Here is a 16,276-nt window from a genome sequence, read left to right on the forward strand (position 1 = left end):
GGGCCATTCATGCTCGCCGCCCTCGTCGCTGACTTCCTGCGCATCCGCACCCTGCTGATGCTGGTGGGGTTGTGCTGTATTTCCATCCTGATCTGGTTCATCGGCCCCTATATAGAGGTTGCCGGCTTCGCGCCTTTGGTCAGCGTCAGCACGCGGATCGCGGTGATTGCGGGGCTGTTCCTCGCCGCCATCCTGACCCTCGTTCTGCGCATTTACCTTTCGCGCCGGGCCAATGCCCGCGCCATCAAGACGCTGCTGGATTCCGACGGCCTCGCGCTTCTGGCGAGCGAGCAGTCCTCCGACGAGATCGAGATCATCCGGGAGCGCTTCGAGAGCACCATGCGGGTGCTCAAGGAGAACGCCATCGGCCAGGAGGCCGGCCGGAACTACATGATCCAGTTGCCCTGGTACGTGATCCTAGGGCCGCCAGGCGCCGGCAAGACCACCATCCTGAAGAATTCCGGCCTGAACTTCCCGCTTGCCGACCGCGTGGGCGACGATCCGGTGGCCGGCGTGGGCGGCACCCGCTACTGCGACTGGTGGTTCACCGACGAGGCAGTGCTGATCGACACTGCGGGGCGCTACACCACCCAGGACGTGAACAGCGAGGTGGACAAGGCCACCTGGCGCGGCTTCCTGGAGCTTCTGCGCACCCACCGGCCGCGCCGCCCCATCAACGGCATCATCATCGCCATCAGCCTCGCTGACATCATCGCCACCAGCGATGCGCAGCGCCGCACTCATGCCGAGAACATCAAGAAGCGCCTCCAGGAGCTGATGCGCTTTTTCGGCATGGCGGTGCCGGTTTATGTGCTGATCACGAAATGCGACCTCCTCAGCGGCTTCGGCGAATATTTCGACGAGCTGGACGATATGGGCCGCTCCCAGGTCTGGGGCATGACCTTCCCGCTGGAGACCCCCTCCGGCCAGGCGGAAGCGGAGTTCGATCGCAACTTCCTCGACCTCGTGGAACGCCTCGAAGGCCGCCTGATGCGGCTGATGCATCAGGAGCGCGCGCTCGCCCGGCGCTGCCGCATGTTCACCTTCCCCAAGGAGTTCGCGAGCCTGCGCGGGCCGCTTGGCCATTTCACGTCCGAGGTCTTCAAGACCACCCGCTTCGAGATGCGCCCCATCCTGCGCGGCCTCTATTTCACCTCTGGCACCCAGGCGGGTGCCCCGGTGGAACGGCTGCTGGGCGCCATGAGCCGCAATTTCGGCCTGTCCGGCGGCGCGCGGCGCAGCCAGACCGGTGCCGGCAAGGCCTTCTTCATCAAGCGCCTGCTCAGCGACGTGATCTTCGACGAGCAGGGCCTCGTGGGGGTGAACCGCAAGCTCGAGCGGCGCCTCTCGGCCGTGCGGGCCGCCTGCTTCGTGCTGGTGGCCGCGGGCACGCTGGGCCTCGCCTCGGGCTGGATCTTCGCCAGCTCGCGCGCCGAGATCCGCATCGGCGAGACCCGCGTGGCGCTGGATGAGCTGGACGGCGCGCTGAAGCGCCTGCGGCCGCAGCCCTCCTATTCGGAAGCCCTTCCCATCCTTGACGCGGCGCGCACGCTGGAAGACGTGGCCGGCGGATCCCGCTCCTGGATCAACGGCGAGCTTCTCGGCCTTTCCGCGGCCCCCCGCCTCGGCAAGGCGGCGCAGACCGCCTATGACCAGCTCCTCATCAGCCGCCTCATGCCCGCCTTCGCGGCGCGGCTGGAAGCCCGCATCACCCAGGACCTCCAGACCAACACCCCGGCGTCGCTGGAAGATATGCGCGTCGCGCTGCGCGGCTATCTGATGCTCGGGGATCCGGCCCGCTTCGATCGGGCCACCATGCTACAGATGGCGAAGAGCGAGGCCGTCCTCACCTACCCGCTGGACCCGGTGCGGCAGAAGGCTCTTGACGGCCATCTCGAAGGACTGGTCGGCCTGATGCCCCGCCGCTACGCGCTCAACGATCAGTTGATCGCGGAGGCCCGCAACCGCCTCTCCCGGGTGCCGCAGGTGGACCAAGTCTATGCCCGGCTGCTGCGCGAGGGGTACCAGAACCAGCAGCTCCAGAATGTCGACCTTGCCCAGGTCATGGGCATGCGAAGCCTTGCAGGCGGGGCGCAGGCGCAGGCGAGCGGCGCCCTTACGATCCCGGGCCTGTTTACCCGCACCGGCTTCTACAATTTCTTCCTGCCCCAGCTTCCCGTTCTGGTCTCCGAAGCCCTCGGCGGCGACTGGGTCGTGGGCACGGGCAGCCAGCCGCAATCCCAGGCCCTCGCCCGGCAGATCGCCGACCTCTATGTGAGGGACTACATCGCCGCCTGGCAGACCGCGCTGTCCCGCGTCACCGCTTTGCGCTTCAACACGATGCCGCAGGCGCTAGGGGTGCTCCAGAATCTCGCCGGCCCGCAATCCCCGCTGGACGCCCTCATCACGGCGGTTCGCGAGAATACGGACCTGCCCGCGCCCGGCCAGCAGAGCAACGTGCCGATGCCGACCGGGCCAGGCATCCAGCCCGCCGCGCCCGGCTCCGCACTCGCCCAGAAAGCGATCGCCTCGGCCGGGGACGCCGCCACCAGCGCCGCGCTTGGGGACGGGCCGTGGCCGGGCAAGACCATCACACAGCCCTTCATCCCCCTGATCCAGCTGGGCGTCGCCGGTGCCTCCGGCCAGCCGCCGGACACCGCGAAGATCCGCGACCTCGTCAGCAACGTGTACGGCGTCCTGTCCGGCGTCGCGAACGCGCCGCAGCCGCCCGTCGCTGCGTTCCAGGTGATCTCGGCCCAGGGCAAGAACCAGGGTGGTCAAGCGGGTCAGGGGGGTGACGCCTTCACCGCCCTGCGCATCGATTCCGCCCTGCGTCCGGAGCCGGTGCGCACGGTGCTGCGGAGCGTCGTGGAAAGCTCGTGGGCAACGCTCGTGGGGATGGGCTACGCGAACATCAACCAGGCCTGGAAGCAGGATGTGCTGCCGGTCTGCGAAAATGCGATCGCCCGGAAGTATCCGGTCTATGCGGATGCCAAGGACGAGATCACGCTCGGCGACTTCACCGATTTCTTCCGGCCCGGGGGCACCCTGGACACCTTCTTCCAGCAGTATCTGGGCACCCTCGTCACCGACCGGCGCGGCACCTACGTGCCCATCGCCCAGGATGGCGGGCCTGTGCCGGTCAGCCAGGCGACCCTGGCGCAGTTCAGCCGCGCCCGGCAGATCCGCGAGGCCTTCTTCCCCAATAAAGGACCGACGCTCCTGGTGAAGTTCGGCCTCAGGCCCACCTTCCTGACGCCGAACGTGCTGCGCGCGACCCTCTCCATCGACGGCACGGACATCGTCTATCGCCACGAGGCGCCGCGGACCTACGACATGGAATGGCCCACGAAGGCCGAGGCGAGCACGATGTCGGTGACCCTCACACCGGTGGAGGGCGCCGAGACCCGGGTCCAGCGGTCCGGCCCCTGGGCGCTGTTCCGCTTCGTCACCGCCTCCGCACCCCGCGGGCGCACCGACCGGCAGACCTTCACCGTGAACGGGCCGGACGGCCAGAGCATGACCTACGAGCTGCGTGCCGCAAGCGTCAACAGCCCGTTCGGGCTCGGCGCCCTCAGCAGCTTCAGGTGCCCGGACGAGCTATGACAGCCCCCGCCGGCTCCCGCGGGGGGCTATACGGCAAGATCCCCTCGAAGGACGATTTCGTGCGGCGCAACCTTCCCATGTCCTTCGTGACACCGTGGGATGCGTGGCTGTCGCGCATGATGATGGCGGGCGCGGAACGCACCATGGGTGCGTGGAACGCGATCTACCTCACCAGCCCGCCCTGGCGCTTCGCGCTGGATCCCGGCATCGTCGGACCTGAGGGCTGGATCGGGGTGCTGGCCTCCTCCGTGGACCGGTTCGGCCGCGCCTTCCCGTTCACCGTCGCGGTGCCCTTCGTGCGCGACTTCGGCCTCCTGGATCTCAATGAGGAGACCCGCCCCTTCACCAGCCGGCTGGAAGCCCTGACGCTCCAAGTCATCGAGGGCAGCCTGGACGTGGACGCCGCGACCGACACCATCGGTTCTTTTGTCGACCGCTTTCTTCCGCCACCCGCGCCCGAGCCGGTCATGCGCATGGTCCAGGAAGGCGCGAACCGCTCCGACCGCGTATGGGTGCTCACCGGGCGGAAGCACAATTCGGTGGCGAGCGCCGCCAGCGACCTGCTTACCTGGACCCTGCGGGCGGACGCGACGCAGCCGGTGGGCCTGTCCTGCTGGTGGCACGAGGGCTGGGGCGATCTGCCGCCGGTCTGGCTCATGGCGCGCGGACTGCCGGGGGCGGACGTGTTCGAGCGGATGATGGACGGGAAATGGGCCGGGCCCGGCTCCTCCCAGCGAGGGCTACCGTGACGGATTTCCATGCTGACTTTCGGGTCTCCGCCTCTGCGGCCACCCATATCGGCCCCCTGCACCCGCAGAACGAAGACGCTCACGCCATTCTCGAATCCGCCGGCCTCTTCGTTCTCTCAGACGGCATTGGCGGCCTCGCCGAGGGCGCAGTGGCCAGCCGGGCCGTGGTGGAGCTGCTGGTCCGCACCGTCAAGCCCGGCGCCGTGCTCGATGCCCGGGTCGAGCAGGCGCGCGATGCCTTGTTCCGCGCCAATGCCGCGCTGTTTCAGGCCGGCACGGAGACCGCGCGTCCCATGGGCGCGACAGTGGTGCTCGCCGTTCTCGGGGAAGGTTGCGCGGTGTGCCTGTGGGCCGGGGATTCACGTGCCTATCTCGCGCGCGAGAACACCCTGCACCAGGTGACGCGGGACCACGCCATCTTCGCCCGCGTTTCGCAGGGAACCCCGGCGCGCAGCATGGTCACCCGCGCCATCGGCCCCGAGGAAACGGTGGACGTGGACTGCGCCATCGTCGACCTGCTGCCGGGGGACACCTTGCTCCTGTGCTCAGACGGCGTGTTCAACGCCGTCACGGAGACCCGGCTTGGAGAGCTTATAGCAACCACGTCTCCAGCTTCGGCGGAACAAGTGGTGGCGGAGGCTGTCGCATGTGGTACGCGTGATGATGCTACGGCGGTAGTGGTCCGCATCTGCCCCGAGGAGGAGATGCATGTCGCGCGCGGTTGACCCGAGGCATGTGAAGAAAGGTGCGGCCACGCGGCCGACCGTCCTGCCGCCCCACCTCGGCACGCGGCTGAAGGGCCGCTACGAGCTGATCCAGATGATCGGTCGCGGCGGCATGAGCACGGTCTATCATGCGGTGGACCATGTGCGCCTGCGCGCCCGCGCGCCCCAGCCCCATGTCGCCATCAAGATCGCCACCCTCGCTCCGCCCTATGACGCGCCGGCGCGGGAGCTGATCCACCGCGAGGCGCAGCGCACGCTGGACCTGGTGCATCCCAACATCGTGCGCGTCTATGACAGCGACCAGGATGGAGATACCCATTTCCTGGTGATGGAGCTGCTTCAGGGCCGCACCCTGGGCGCGGTGCTCAGGGAGAAGAACGGCAACGGCCTGGAATGGCGGCAGGCGCGCGGTTTCGTGCAGGGCGTGAGCGCGGCGCTGGGCTTTGCTCATGCCAAGGGCATGATCCATAGCGACCTGAAGCCCGGCAACGTGTTCATCTGCCTCGACGGCACGGTGAAGGTGCTGGATTTCGGCCTCTCGCAGCGCCCCCATGATGCCCGGGTGGACGACGAGGATTCCACCGTCCGCCTCCTGGACAAGGTGGGCGCACTCACCCCCGCTTTCGCCTCGCCCGAGCGGCTGGAGGGCGCGGCACCGACCCCCGCTTGCGATCTCTTCGCCTTCGGCCTGCTGGTGCATCTGGTGCTCACCGGCACCCATCCTTTCCAGCGGCGCACGGCCCTGGACGCCCGCGAAGCCGGCACCACCCCTTTGCGGCCCGAAGGCCTCGCAAGCCATCGCTGGCGCGCTTTGCAGGCCCTGCTCTCCTTCGACCCGGAGCAGCGGCCGGCCCGGGTGGAGGACTTCACCCAGCGCTTCCTCGCCGCCCCCTGGACCTTGCCCGACCTCGGCTCGCGCTGGCGTGCCGGCGCAGCGCTTCTCGTTGCGCGCCGGTAGCCCTGCATGCCCGACACCCCAGGAACGACATCGACAGCGCTGCGGAAGCTCGATGAGCTGTGCCGCCAGATCGCCCGCGGCAACTATCACCAATCCGACGAACTGTTCGCCCTCACCGGCGCCGAGGACGCGCCGGAAATGGTGCGGGACCTCGCGGAATCCTTCGGCTTCATGCTGGTGAGCGTGGAGGCGCGCGAGATGCGCCTGACGCAGCTCGTCGAAGAACTCAAGGGGGTCCAGGCGCAGCTCGAAGAGGCGAACGGCCGCCTCGCCCGCGAGAATGAGAACCTCTCCAGCACCGTTGCGCAATTGACCGTCGAGATCGATCGCCAGCGCTTCAAGCGCGAGGTGGGCGCCATCACCGAATCCGACTATTTCCAGGATATTCAGCGCCGTGCTCGGTCGCTGCGCGAGAAGCACAAGCCCACAGGGCCGGGGGGCCGGGAATGACGCGCATCATCTCCACTCACTCCTATCGCGGCGGCACCGGCAAATCGACCATCACCGCCAATGTGGCCTACCTGCTGGCGAAGCAGGGCCATCGGGTGGGCGTGGTGGATACCGACATCCTCTCGCCGGGCATCCATGTGCTGTTCGGCCTCGATGCGGATGCCGCGCGTTTCACCCTCAACGATTATCTCTGGGGCCGCTGCAGCATCACCGAGGCCGCCATCGACGTGACGGCCCAGGCCTTTCCAGACGGGGGAAATGGCAAGGGGAGCATCAACCTGCTCCCTTCCAGCATGCAGGCGGGCGAGATCGCGCGCGTGCTGAAGGAGGGGTTCGAGGTGGACCTCCTCAATGACGGCTTCCAGACCCTGAGCGAGAAGCTGGCGCTGGATTACCTTTTGATCGACACCCACCCTGGCGTGAACGAGGAGACTCTGCTCTCCATCGCCATCTCCGACACGCTGCTTCTGGTGCTGCGGCCGGACCATCAGGATTATCAGGGCACGGCGGTGACGCTGGAACTGGCGCGGCGGCTCGACGTGCCGCAATTGCTGCTGGTGGTGAACAAGGCGCTGCCTTCGTTCGACGCCAAGCAATTGTCTGACCGCGTCTCGACCGCGTTCCGCACGCCGGTGGCGGCGGTGCTCCCGCTCACTGAGGACCTCGTGCGTCTCGGCAGCTCCGGCATCCTTTCCGCTTTGTCGCCGCAGAGCGTCTATTCCCAGGCCCTGCGCCCGGTGGTGGACCTGGTGCAGGCCTGAGGGGCGCCCTCCCCCGCAAGCGGGAGAGGGGAAACCGGGTTTTCGGGATCAACGCCCCTGGAAGGCCGCGAGGAAGGCGCCGGCATCGGCCGGCCGGACCGTCTGGTCGAAGGCAAGCGCGGAGGCGAGCGCGGCCTGCATGGCATCTGTGAGGCCATCGATGGGCGGTGGGACCATGCCGCGCTCCATGGCATCGGTCGCCGGAATCCGGTCGAACGGATGCTTGCGCGTCAGCAGCAGATGGATGAGGCAGCCGAAGGCGTAGACGTCGTCGCGGGGATCACGCGGGGCGCCGCGCAGTTGCTCGGGACTGGCATAGGCCGGCGTCACCGCATCGAGCGCGAGCGTGTCGAAATCCCCGCTGCGGGCGGCGCTGGCAATGCCGAAATCGAGGATCTTCAGCCGCCCTTCCGAGTTCAGGAACAGGTTGGCCAGCTTCAGGTCCGCATGGGTGACGCCCTGGGCATGGGCGTGGCTGAGGCCAGCGAAAATATCGCGGATCGCATGCCAGGCCGCGGCGCTGCCCGCGAAAGCAGAATCCTCCCGCAGGCACGCATCCAGCGAACGGCCCTCCAGAAGTTCCATGACGATGAAGGGATGGGTGCCGTCCCGGTCGAAGTCGTGGACGGCGACGATGTTGGGGTGGGACAGGTCCTGCGTGCGCCGCGCCTCCGCCTCCATGGCGCGCAACGCATCCGGGTGGGCGCCGAAATCGCCGTTGAGCAGCTTGATGGCGACGTAGGGCCGGCTGTCAGCCGCCTCCACCCGCCGGCGGTCGGCGGCGCGATAGACCACACCCATGCCGCCGCGCCCCAGTTCCGCGTCCAGGATGAAGCGGTCGCGCAGGATCTGGCCGACCCGGTTTTCCTCCCGCCCGTCGCGGCCGAGCACCAGCGGCCGGCCGTTGCCGGCGGCGCTGTTGCGGGCGTCCTGGCGCAGGCGCGCCGAGCGGAACGCGGTCAGGGCATCGTCGAGCTGGCGCTGGTTCTGGCGGGCCCGCGCCTCCCCGCCTTTGCGCAGATCCTTGAACTGGCCGATCAGCGCCGAGAGCACCACCGCGTCCACCCGCTCGCGCAATGTCTCTTCATCACTTGCTTTGGTCGCTGGCAGAGGGGGCGCCTCCGGAAGGCTGGGAGCCGGCACGGGCTCAGGCGGCCGCCCCACCTCCTGGAACAGGATCATGGCCAGATCGTAGGGCATGCGGCCGAGATTGATCTGCTCCTGAAGAGCGGCGGAGAGAACGGACAGCCCCTGGTCCCCATTCTGGGAATAGGCCCGCAGATCCACAGCAAGCTGATCGAACGACCGCCGGCCCGCGAAGAACGCCGCGAAAAGCTCTTCCAAACGCGCGTCGATGACGAAATCCCCCGTTCGCTTTACATGCGGCCCGGCTGGCGGATGTCGTAACGCGACAGCTTCTCCACCAGACTGCGGCGGGAGATCTTCAAAAGATCAGCCGCGCGGCTCTGGTTCCATCCGGTCTCGCGCAGCTTCACCTCGATGATGGCCGCTTCGTAATTCTGCACCATAAGTCGCAAGCCTGCATCCTCCTCGTCGGGATTCAGCACTGGCGCGGGCACCTCATTGCGGAAGGAAAGCTCGGGCGGCAAATGATGCAGATCGAGCCGCCCGTCGTCGCAGAGGAGGACGGCGCGCTCCAGGATGTTCTTCAATTCGCGGATATTGCCGGGAAACCGCCAGTCCAGAAGGCACGAGAGCGCCTCGGGCGTGAGGGCCGGCGGGCGACGGCCGAGCGGCTGGCAGGCGCCGGCGAGGAAATATTCGATCAGCGCCGGGATATCGGACGCCCGCTCGCGCAATGGCGGCAGCGTGATGGGGAAGACCGAAAGGCGATAATAGAGATCCTCGCGGAACTGGCCGGCGGCGATCTTGGCCGGCAGGTCCACATTGGTGGCGGCGACGATGCGCACGTCCACGGTCTCGGTGCGCGTGTCGCCGACGCGCCGCACCTCGCCCTGGCCGAGCAGCCGCAGGATTTTCGCCTGGAGGCCGAGCGGCATGTCGCCCACCTCGTCCAGGAACAGGGTTCCCCCATTGGCGCTGTGGACGAGACCTGCGCGATCCGCATTCGCGCCAGTGAAGGCGCCGCGGCGATAGCCGAACAGCTCGCTCTCAAGAAGATGCTCGGGCAATGCCGCGCAGTTCTGCACCACGAAGGCCTTCTGGCTGCGCGCGCTGGCCGCGTGCAGCATCTTGGCGAAGACTTCCTTGCCGGTGCCGGTCTCCCCCAGCAGCAGGACCGGCACGCTGGCCGGGGCGGCACGGCGCAGCAGCGCCTGCGCCACCTGGAAGGGCGCGCTCGCGCCGATGACCCCGTCCACTGTCCCGGCCTGCGCGTTGCGCAGGCGCGTATTCTCCTCTTCCAGGTCGGTCTTTGCCCGGTCGAGCTGGCGGATCAGCCGGCGGTTCTCGTCGAACAGGCGGGCATTGGAAATAGCCACCGCCGCATGGGCGGCAAAGCAGCGGACGATGCGCTCGGATTCCGGGCTCAGCGCGGAAGACCCTTCCACCGCGTCCATCCGCACATTGGTGAGCTGCAGCACGCCGAGGGTGAGGCCCTCCACGGAGCGTAGCGGCAGCGCCAGGAAGGAGCGCGTGCGGAAGCGGGTCGGGGCTTCCTGCGTATAGAGTGGCGAGAAATCGAACCCGGTATAGGCCTGCACGTCGGCAATGTTCACCACCCGGCCGGTGACGGCCGCATAGGCGCTCGGATCATCGAGATTGAAGGAATTGGCGGCGCGGTAGAGCTGGACGCTCTGCGCCAGCCCCGCCAACTCTGGCGCCGCTTCGTTCTGCCCGACAAGGCAATGCAGTTCCCGCCCCGTGCGGTCCAGCACCAGCACACGCCCCCCCTGCGCCGCCGTGAGGCGGCGCGCGGCGCTGACGATGGCGTTGAGAAGGCTTTCAAGACGACGCTCGGTTGCGAGCGCCGTCGTGACTTCCATCAATTCCTCAAGCGCCGCGAGGGACTCGTTCGATGCCACATCCACAGTGAAGAGGCCTTATGCCACCGCCGATTCCGGAGCTTCGGCGTCCTCTGCAAGGTCCCCGTCATCGGCCAGGACCTCAAGGGCCAAGGCCTCCAAAGCCGGCTCCTCTTCCGCAATGCCCCCGTGGCTGAACTGATAGGTGAAGCGGCCGTCCGAGGTCACGTCCACGAGAATGCCGTCCGCCTGCTTCTCCTCGCTCATGCGCGCAAGGATCTCGGTGGCGATCTCCGGAAGCAGCGTCTTCGAGACGATGTGGTCGATGTTGCGCGCGCCGGTCTCCACTTCCGTGCAGCGCTCGGCGATCTGCCGCACCACCGCGTCGGTGTAGGAGAAGGACATCTTCTGGCTCTCGCGCAACCGCTTGCCCACGCGCCCCAGCTTCAGCCGCACGATCTCGCCCAGCGTGTCGCCCAGCAGAGGGTAGAAGGGCACGATCTGCATGCGGGCGAGGAGCGCCGGCTTGAAGTGGCGCGACAGGGTCGGGCGGATGGCCGTGACCAGGTCTTCCATGGACGGCCGCTCGGCCTGCACGCCCATCTCCGTGAGAATATCAGTGGCAAGGTTGCTGGTGAGGATGACGATGGTGTTCTTGAAGTCGATCACCCGGCTTTCGCCGTCGGAGAGCACGCCCTTGTCGAACACCTGATAGAACAGGTTAAGGACTTCCGGATCGGCCTTCTCCACCTCGTCCAGCAGCACCACGGAATAAGGCCGCTGGCGCACGGCCTCGGTCAGGATGCCCCCCTCCCCGTAGCCCACATAGCCCGGAGGCGAGCCGACGAGCTTGGAGACCGTGTGGCGCTCCTGGAACTCGGACATGTTGATGGAGACGAGGAAGCGCTCGCCGCCGAACAGCAGGTCTGCCACGGCGGTGGCCAGCTCGGTCTTGCCGACGCCGGAGGGGCCGACGAAGAGGAACACGCCCATGGGCTGGGTCGGGCTGTTGAGGCCGGCCTTGGCCGCCCGCATGCCCTCGTCGATGGCGCCGATGGCCTGGCCCTGGCCCTTGATGCGCTTGGAGAGGTTGTCCGACAGCGCGAGCACGGAGGCCGCCTCGTCACGCACCATGTTGCCCATGGGGATGCCGGTCCAGTCGGCGATCACCTGACCAATGGTCTCGGGCGTCACCTCGTAATGCAACAGGCCGGCGCGGCCCTGGCAGGTGCGCAACTCGCCGATGACCTGTGCCAGCTGGGTCCGCAGCTCGGGTTCACCCGATGCCGCGTCCACCTGCCCTGCATCGGCCGGAGCATCCGCTTCAGCCGGTTCCTCGGCCGGCTCGGCGGTGCCTTCGGTCAGCGCGTTCAGTTCCTGGCGCAGGGTGAGGATGCGGTCCACCAACGCCCTCTCAGCCTGCCAGCGCGCGTCCATGGCGGCGATGTCGGTGCGCAGCGTCGCGATCTCCGCATCGATCTCGGCGCAGCGCGGGTCTTCCTGGGTGCCGAGCGTCGAGCGGTCGCGTTGCAGGGCGGCGAGTTCACGCTCCAGCATGGCGATGCGCCGCTCGTTCGCTTCCAGCGCCTGCGGGCGGCTGGAGAGGGAGAGCTTCACGCGGGCGCAGGCGGTGTCGAGCACGTCCACCGCCTTGTCGGGGAGCTGGCGGCCGGAAATGTAGCGGGCCGAGAGCTGGGCGGCGGCCATCACCGCATCGTCGCGCACATAGACGTTGTGGCTCTTCTCATAGATGGGCCGCAGCCCGCGCAGGATGGTGGCGGCCTCCACCGGGCTCGGCTCGTCCAGCTTCACCACCTGGAAGCGACGCTCCAAAGCGGCGTCCTTCTCGAAATACTTCTTGTATTCGCTCCAGGTGGTGGCGGCGATGGTGCGCAGCTCGCCGCGCGCCAAGGCCGGCTTCAGGAGGTTGGCGGCATCGCCGCCGCCCGCCGGCCCGCCGGCGCCCACCAGCATGTGGGCCTCGTCGATGAACAGGATGATGGGCGTGGGCGAGGCTTTGACCTCCTCCACGATGCCCTTGAGGCGGTTCTCGAACTCGCCCTTCACGCCGGCGCCGGCCTGGAGCATGCCGAGATCGATGCCGATCAGCTCCACCTGCTTCAGGAAGTCCGGCACGTCGCCCTGGGCGATCTTGAGCGCGAGTCCTTCGACCACCGCCGTCTTGCCGACGCCGGGCTCGCCCACGCAGATCGGGTTGTTCTTCCGCCGGCGGCCCAGGATGTCGATCATCTGCTGGATTTCGCGGTCGCGGCAGAAGACCGGGTCGATCTTGCCGGCGCGGGCGATGGCGGTGAAATCGGTGGCGAAGCGGCCGAGCACGCTGTCCGGCGAGCGGGAGGACGGCACGCCGTCCTTCCGCCCGGACGCGGTGCCGGGCGCCGCTGCGGCGACCTGCGTCTCGGCGGACTTGGCAACAAGGTCATGGAAGCGGGCTTTGAGCTCCGCCGCCGGAACCTGCCGCAGCACGTCCCACCAGTCGGCGAGGCCGAAGCGGTTGGAATTGGTGAGGATCGCCAGCAGCACGGTGCCCGAGCGGACCGCGCTTTGGCCGAGTTCCACCGAGCCCAGAAGCCAGGCGTCGGTGATGACCTCGATCAGGGTAGGCGAGAAGACGGGACGTCCGGAATTGCCGGATTTCATATCCTCGACCGCGCGCTGCAGGCGGCGCTTCAGGGCCGGGACATCCGCTTCGAAATGGCGGAGTGCCAGGGGCAGGTCGCGGTCGGCGTCGTCCACCATGGTGAGCAGGAAATGCTCGACGGTGACTTCGTAATTTCCGCGCCCGACGGCGAGGCCCGCCGCAGTCTCCAGCGACCGCTTCGGATACGGGCCAAGGCGGTCCAGCAGAGACTTCAGGTCGAGCGACAGCATTTTCGCGATCCCCGCGGTGCGTCCCCGGCGCCGTTGCGGCGCGCGATGGACGAGGCTTGATTCCATGGTTGGCAGGAAGGCGGAGCGGTCGCTCCGGGCCATGGCTGGCTCGAAAGCCGGAGTCCCCTCTCCCCATCCCTACCGCGCGCAGGAAAGCGGTAGTACGTGACCTCGAAATGACATTCGCAGGAATGGCGTACTTGAAAACAAAAAGGCCGGCCCCGAAGGGCCGGCCGGGCGGTAAAACCGCAGATCACTTGGCGGGAGCGCGCCAGTCGTCAGAGCCGGTGCTGCTGGCCTTGTCGTGCGTCCAGGTCACCTTGCGGTAGGTGAAGGACCAGTCTTCCATGTGCTGGAGGGCCTTGTTCTCGTCCTTGAGCACGTGGGGGATGTGCGCCTTGCCGTCCACCAGCACAGCGTCTTCCCACTTGATGGTGTAGTACTTTTCCTGCGCGCCGGTGGTGGAGGTGCGCCAGAAGGAGAGTTCGACCGTCTTCAGCACTTCGCCGGTGGCGAGCGCCTGCCACAGCATCGGCGAGGCCTTGTCGAAGTACTTGGTGATGACCGCGGGCTGGTGCACGCGGGTGCCGGAAGGCTGGCCGGACTGCGGGTCGCGGGGGATGATCACGTGACCGGAGAACGCGAGCACCAGGCTCTCGTCTTCGTGGCCAGACTGCCAGCCGTTGCCGATGCTGTCGGCGGTGGTGGCGCCCTTGGTCATCGCGCCCTGCTTCTCACCTTCGATGGTGACATAACCCATTTGGGGCATTTTGGCCTCTATCGGTCTCAGAACCGGCCAGGCGCCGGCCCCATCTCTTCAGCAAAGGGGATGCCAGTTTTATTTCACGAACCCGTCATAATACGTTTTCCCATGCAGCCGCTTGCTTTGCGGCAGGGATTCGAGTGCCAATGTCTATCTTGAATGACTTTTAAAGCTGGAACTCAACTGCGCGGATTTCTGCTCAATCCACCCCAGTGAGCACCATGATGCACAGTGTCATGATACCGACGCTTCAGCGTCGCTGTGGCGACACGCGCGGGAGCCGGCATCAGGCGGGCTGAACGTGTCCCATCTGAATGAGCTGGCAGTCCACATCCAGGAAGGCGCGGGTCTTCAGGTCCAGAATGGCGCGGCCCTCGCAGCGATACCCCATCTGCCCGCTCACCCCCTCCCCCGCCACCACATACACCAGCGCGGCACGGCCATTATGGGTGATGGATTGCTGCGGGGCTGTGCGCAGGCACAGGCGCAGCTCCGCCCCGTCATAGGTGAAACTCCGCCAGGGCGCGTTCTCGCGAAGGCCATTGGGATTCTGGGTGATGCAATCCCGCACCGCCATGGACACCATGACGTCGAAGGGATTCACATCCTGAGTGAGCGGCTGCCAGATCATGGTTCCTGCGTCCCTAGAGCTTTCTCGCGCACCACTGATGCCAGCGTTGCGAGCACCGTATCCCAGCTCCCCGGCGCCGGCTGCCGCACCACCTGAATGGTGGGATACCAGACGGACCGGCCGTCCCGCTGCGCCCACACCCATGGCTGGAGCGAGGGCGCGGCGATGACGGCTTCGCGCCCGAGCGCTCCCGCCACATGCATGGCGAGGCCATCGCTTCCGACCACGAGGTCAAGCTGGGCGACGGCGGCCGCGAGGTCGCGGGAATCGGTGAAATTCATGCCCGCATCCACGATGGCGGGATAGGCCGAAAGCTGGCTGCGGCCCTGATCGAAGACCAGGGACACCACGGTCCCCGCGCCCGCGAGGCTTTCGCTGAGCATCTTCACCAGCCCATCGAGGGTCAGGCCGGGCGGGACCTCGTCCCACACGATGCCGATGAGCGGGCGCGGAAGGTGGGCGACGGCATCGGCCCATCGGACGAAACGCCCCTCTTCCACCGCCAGATAGGGCGCGGCAGCGGGATCCTCACCCACCCCCAGCAGGTCCGGCAGATCGGTAATGGGCACGGCACCCGCCTGGGCGGGCTCGTCCGTCGGCAAGAGGCTGGAGATGCCGACCAGCAAGGGCAGGAGGTCCGGCTCCGCATGGCAGACGATGCGCTGCCCGGGAGGCGCAAGGCGGCTCGCGAAACGGCACAGCAAGAGCACGTCCCCTGACGGCAGCGCGAGCGGCACGGTGATGGCGGGAACGGCGCCGGACCGCTCCTCCTCGGGCTTTTCGGGCCACACTTCGCCGATGCGCCCGAGCGCAAGCAGGATGTCGTCGCGCAGGAGCCGGGCAGCCCCATTGTCGGCCTCCTGCTTCAGGGCGAGCTCGGCGAAGGACAGGGCCTTTTCCAGATCGCCGCTGAGGCGCACAAGCGTCGCCATGCGCATGAGGAGGCCGGCATCATTGGGCGCCTGCCGGACATGGCCGGCGAAGCCCGCAAGCGCGCGCGCCCCCTCTCCCTTCAGCACAAGCAGCGTTGCGAGAAGATAGTTCGCTTCCACATGGTTCGGGGCCGTGGCCACCGTCCGGCGCAGATGGCGCTCCGCCTCCGCGAAGCGGTTGAGGTCCAGGAGGCGCCGGGCCAGCAGTACGACGCTGTCATGGTCCGCAGGCGCCTTGCGGTAGACCTGCTCCGCGAGCGCGAGCGCTTCCTCCTTGTGCTGAAGCCGGGCCAGCACGTCCGATCGCAGGCTGAGATCCATCGGATGGCCGGGCCGCAGCTCCAGTGCGTCCCGCAGCGCCTGCTCTGCCTCGAAGAGCGCGTTTCCCATGAGGGCGATGCGCGCCGTCAGCGAACGCGCCTCGGCGACGAGTTCGCGATTGTCCGTTTCCCGGCCGATATCAAGGAGGTGGACGATCTGCTCCCTCGCCTCCGCCACTTCGCCGATGGAGATGAGAACCGTGGCCAGCGAGACCCGGTAAGCGCCCTCTTCCGGCCGCAGGGCCACAGCGCGCTCGTAGCAGTACCGCGCCTCCTCGCCCCGGCCCTCCATGTGGTGGACCATACCGAGATTGCCCACGATGTCCGCCCTGTCCGGACATTGGGTCGCGAGCTCTGACAGGAGAGAAAAGGCACGATCCTTCTGGCCGCGCGCAAGGAGCGAGGAAGCCCGCAGGCACAACGCGTTCACATGGCCCGGCATCGCGGAGAGGACGTCGTCGAGAAGCATGTCGGCTTCCTCGATCCGCCCGCTGGCCATGAATTGCTGCGCTGCCTCGATGAGGCCGTCGCTCCCGGGCAATCC

General features: G+C 67.5%; 12 protein-coding genes. 6 read left to right on the plus strand and 6 right to left on the minus strand.

The genetic code is table 11. The features are described from left to right. Positions 1–9 precede the first annotated feature (9 nt). From tssM to ABLE91_RS14640, 6 genes are read left to right on the plus strand one after another with little or no spacing between them, the layout of a single operon-like run. The gene (tssM, locus tag ABLE91_RS14615; RefSeq protein ID WP_348931717.1) at positions 10–3,606 is read left to right on the plus strand and encodes a type VI secretion system membrane subunit TssM; all 3,597 of its coding nucleotides are present in this window, start codon (positions 10–12) and stop codon (positions 3,604–3,606) included. Further along, positions 3,603–4,355, plus strand: a complete 753-nt coding sequence (gene tagF / locus ABLE91_RS14620; RefSeq protein WP_348931719.1) for a type VI secretion system-associated protein TagF — start codon at positions 3,603–3,605, stop codon at positions 4,353–4,355. The genes tssM and tagF overlap by 4 nt, the downstream gene beginning before the upstream one ends. Continuing rightward, positions 4,352–5,080 carry a PP2C family protein-serine/threonine phosphatase gene (locus tag ABLE91_RS14625; protein ID WP_348931720.1) on the plus strand — a complete coding sequence of 243 codons (729 nt, stop codon included), beginning with the start codon at positions 4,352–4,354 and terminating at the stop codon, positions 5,078–5,080. Before tagF ends, ABLE91_RS14625 begins: the two co-directional genes overlap by 4 nt. Next, entirely contained in the window at positions 5,064–6,038 is a 975-nt protein-coding gene (locus ABLE91_RS14630; RefSeq protein ID WP_348931723.1) for a serine/threonine-protein kinase, read from the plus strand. Before ABLE91_RS14625 ends, ABLE91_RS14630 begins: the two co-directional genes overlap by 17 nt. Positions 6,039–6,044: 6 nt before the next feature. Then, complete coding sequence (locus tag ABLE91_RS14635) at positions 6,045–6,488, plus strand: hypothetical protein (RefSeq protein ID WP_348931725.1); 444 nt, start codon at positions 6,045–6,047, stop codon at positions 6,486–6,488. Continuing rightward, positions 6,485–7,249, plus strand: coding sequence for a MinD/ParA family ATP-binding protein (locus tag ABLE91_RS14640; RefSeq protein ID WP_348931727.1), 765 nt, complete (start codon positions 6,485–6,487; stop codon positions 7,247–7,249). Before ABLE91_RS14635 ends, ABLE91_RS14640 begins: the two co-directional genes overlap by 4 nt. Positions 7,250–7,297: 48 nt before the next feature. On the opposite strand, the gene ABLE91_RS14645 is transcribed toward ABLE91_RS14640, so the two are convergent. The 6 genes from ABLE91_RS14645 to ABLE91_RS14670 all read right to left on the minus strand — a co-directional run bounded on the left by ABLE91_RS14645 (position 7,298) and on the right by ABLE91_RS14670 (position 16,273). Next, positions 7,298–8,593, minus strand: coding sequence for a serine/threonine-protein kinase (locus tag ABLE91_RS14645; protein ID WP_348931729.1), 1,296 nt, complete (start codon positions 8,591–8,593; stop codon positions 7,298–7,300). A 32-nt stretch (positions 8,594–8,625) separates the two neighbouring features. Further along, entirely contained in the window at positions 8,626–10,254 is a 1,629-nt protein-coding gene (locus ABLE91_RS14650) for a sigma-54-dependent Fis family transcriptional regulator (RefSeq protein WP_348931731.1), read from the minus strand. Positions 10,255–10,272: 18 nt separating this feature from the next. Beyond that, on the minus strand, positions 10,273–13,086 hold the full coding sequence (gene tssH, locus ABLE91_RS14655; RefSeq protein WP_348931733.1) for a type VI secretion system ATPase TssH: 2,814 nt from the start codon (positions 13,084–13,086) through the stop codon (positions 10,273–10,275). Between the two features lie 253 nt (positions 13,087–13,339). After that, positions 13,340–13,855, minus strand: a complete 516-nt coding sequence (locus ABLE91_RS14660) for an Hcp family type VI secretion system effector (RefSeq protein WP_348931734.1) — start codon at positions 13,853–13,855, stop codon at positions 13,340–13,342. 280 nt (positions 13,856–14,135) lie between these two features. Then, positions 14,136–14,480, minus strand: coding sequence for a hypothetical protein (locus ABLE91_RS14665; RefSeq protein ID WP_348931735.1), 345 nt, complete (start codon positions 14,478–14,480; stop codon positions 14,136–14,138). Then, positions 14,477–16,273, minus strand: coding sequence for a tetratricopeptide repeat protein (locus ABLE91_RS14670; RefSeq protein ID WP_348931737.1), 1,797 nt, complete (start codon positions 16,271–16,273; stop codon positions 14,477–14,479). Before ABLE91_RS14670 ends, ABLE91_RS14665 begins: the two co-directional genes overlap by 4 nt. Positions 16,274–16,276: the final 3 nt, after the last annotated feature.

Source organism: Aquabacter albus, from assembly GCF_040049275.1.
Taxonomy (GTDB): domain Bacteria; phylum Pseudomonadota; class Alphaproteobacteria; order Rhizobiales; family Xanthobacteraceae; genus Aquabacter.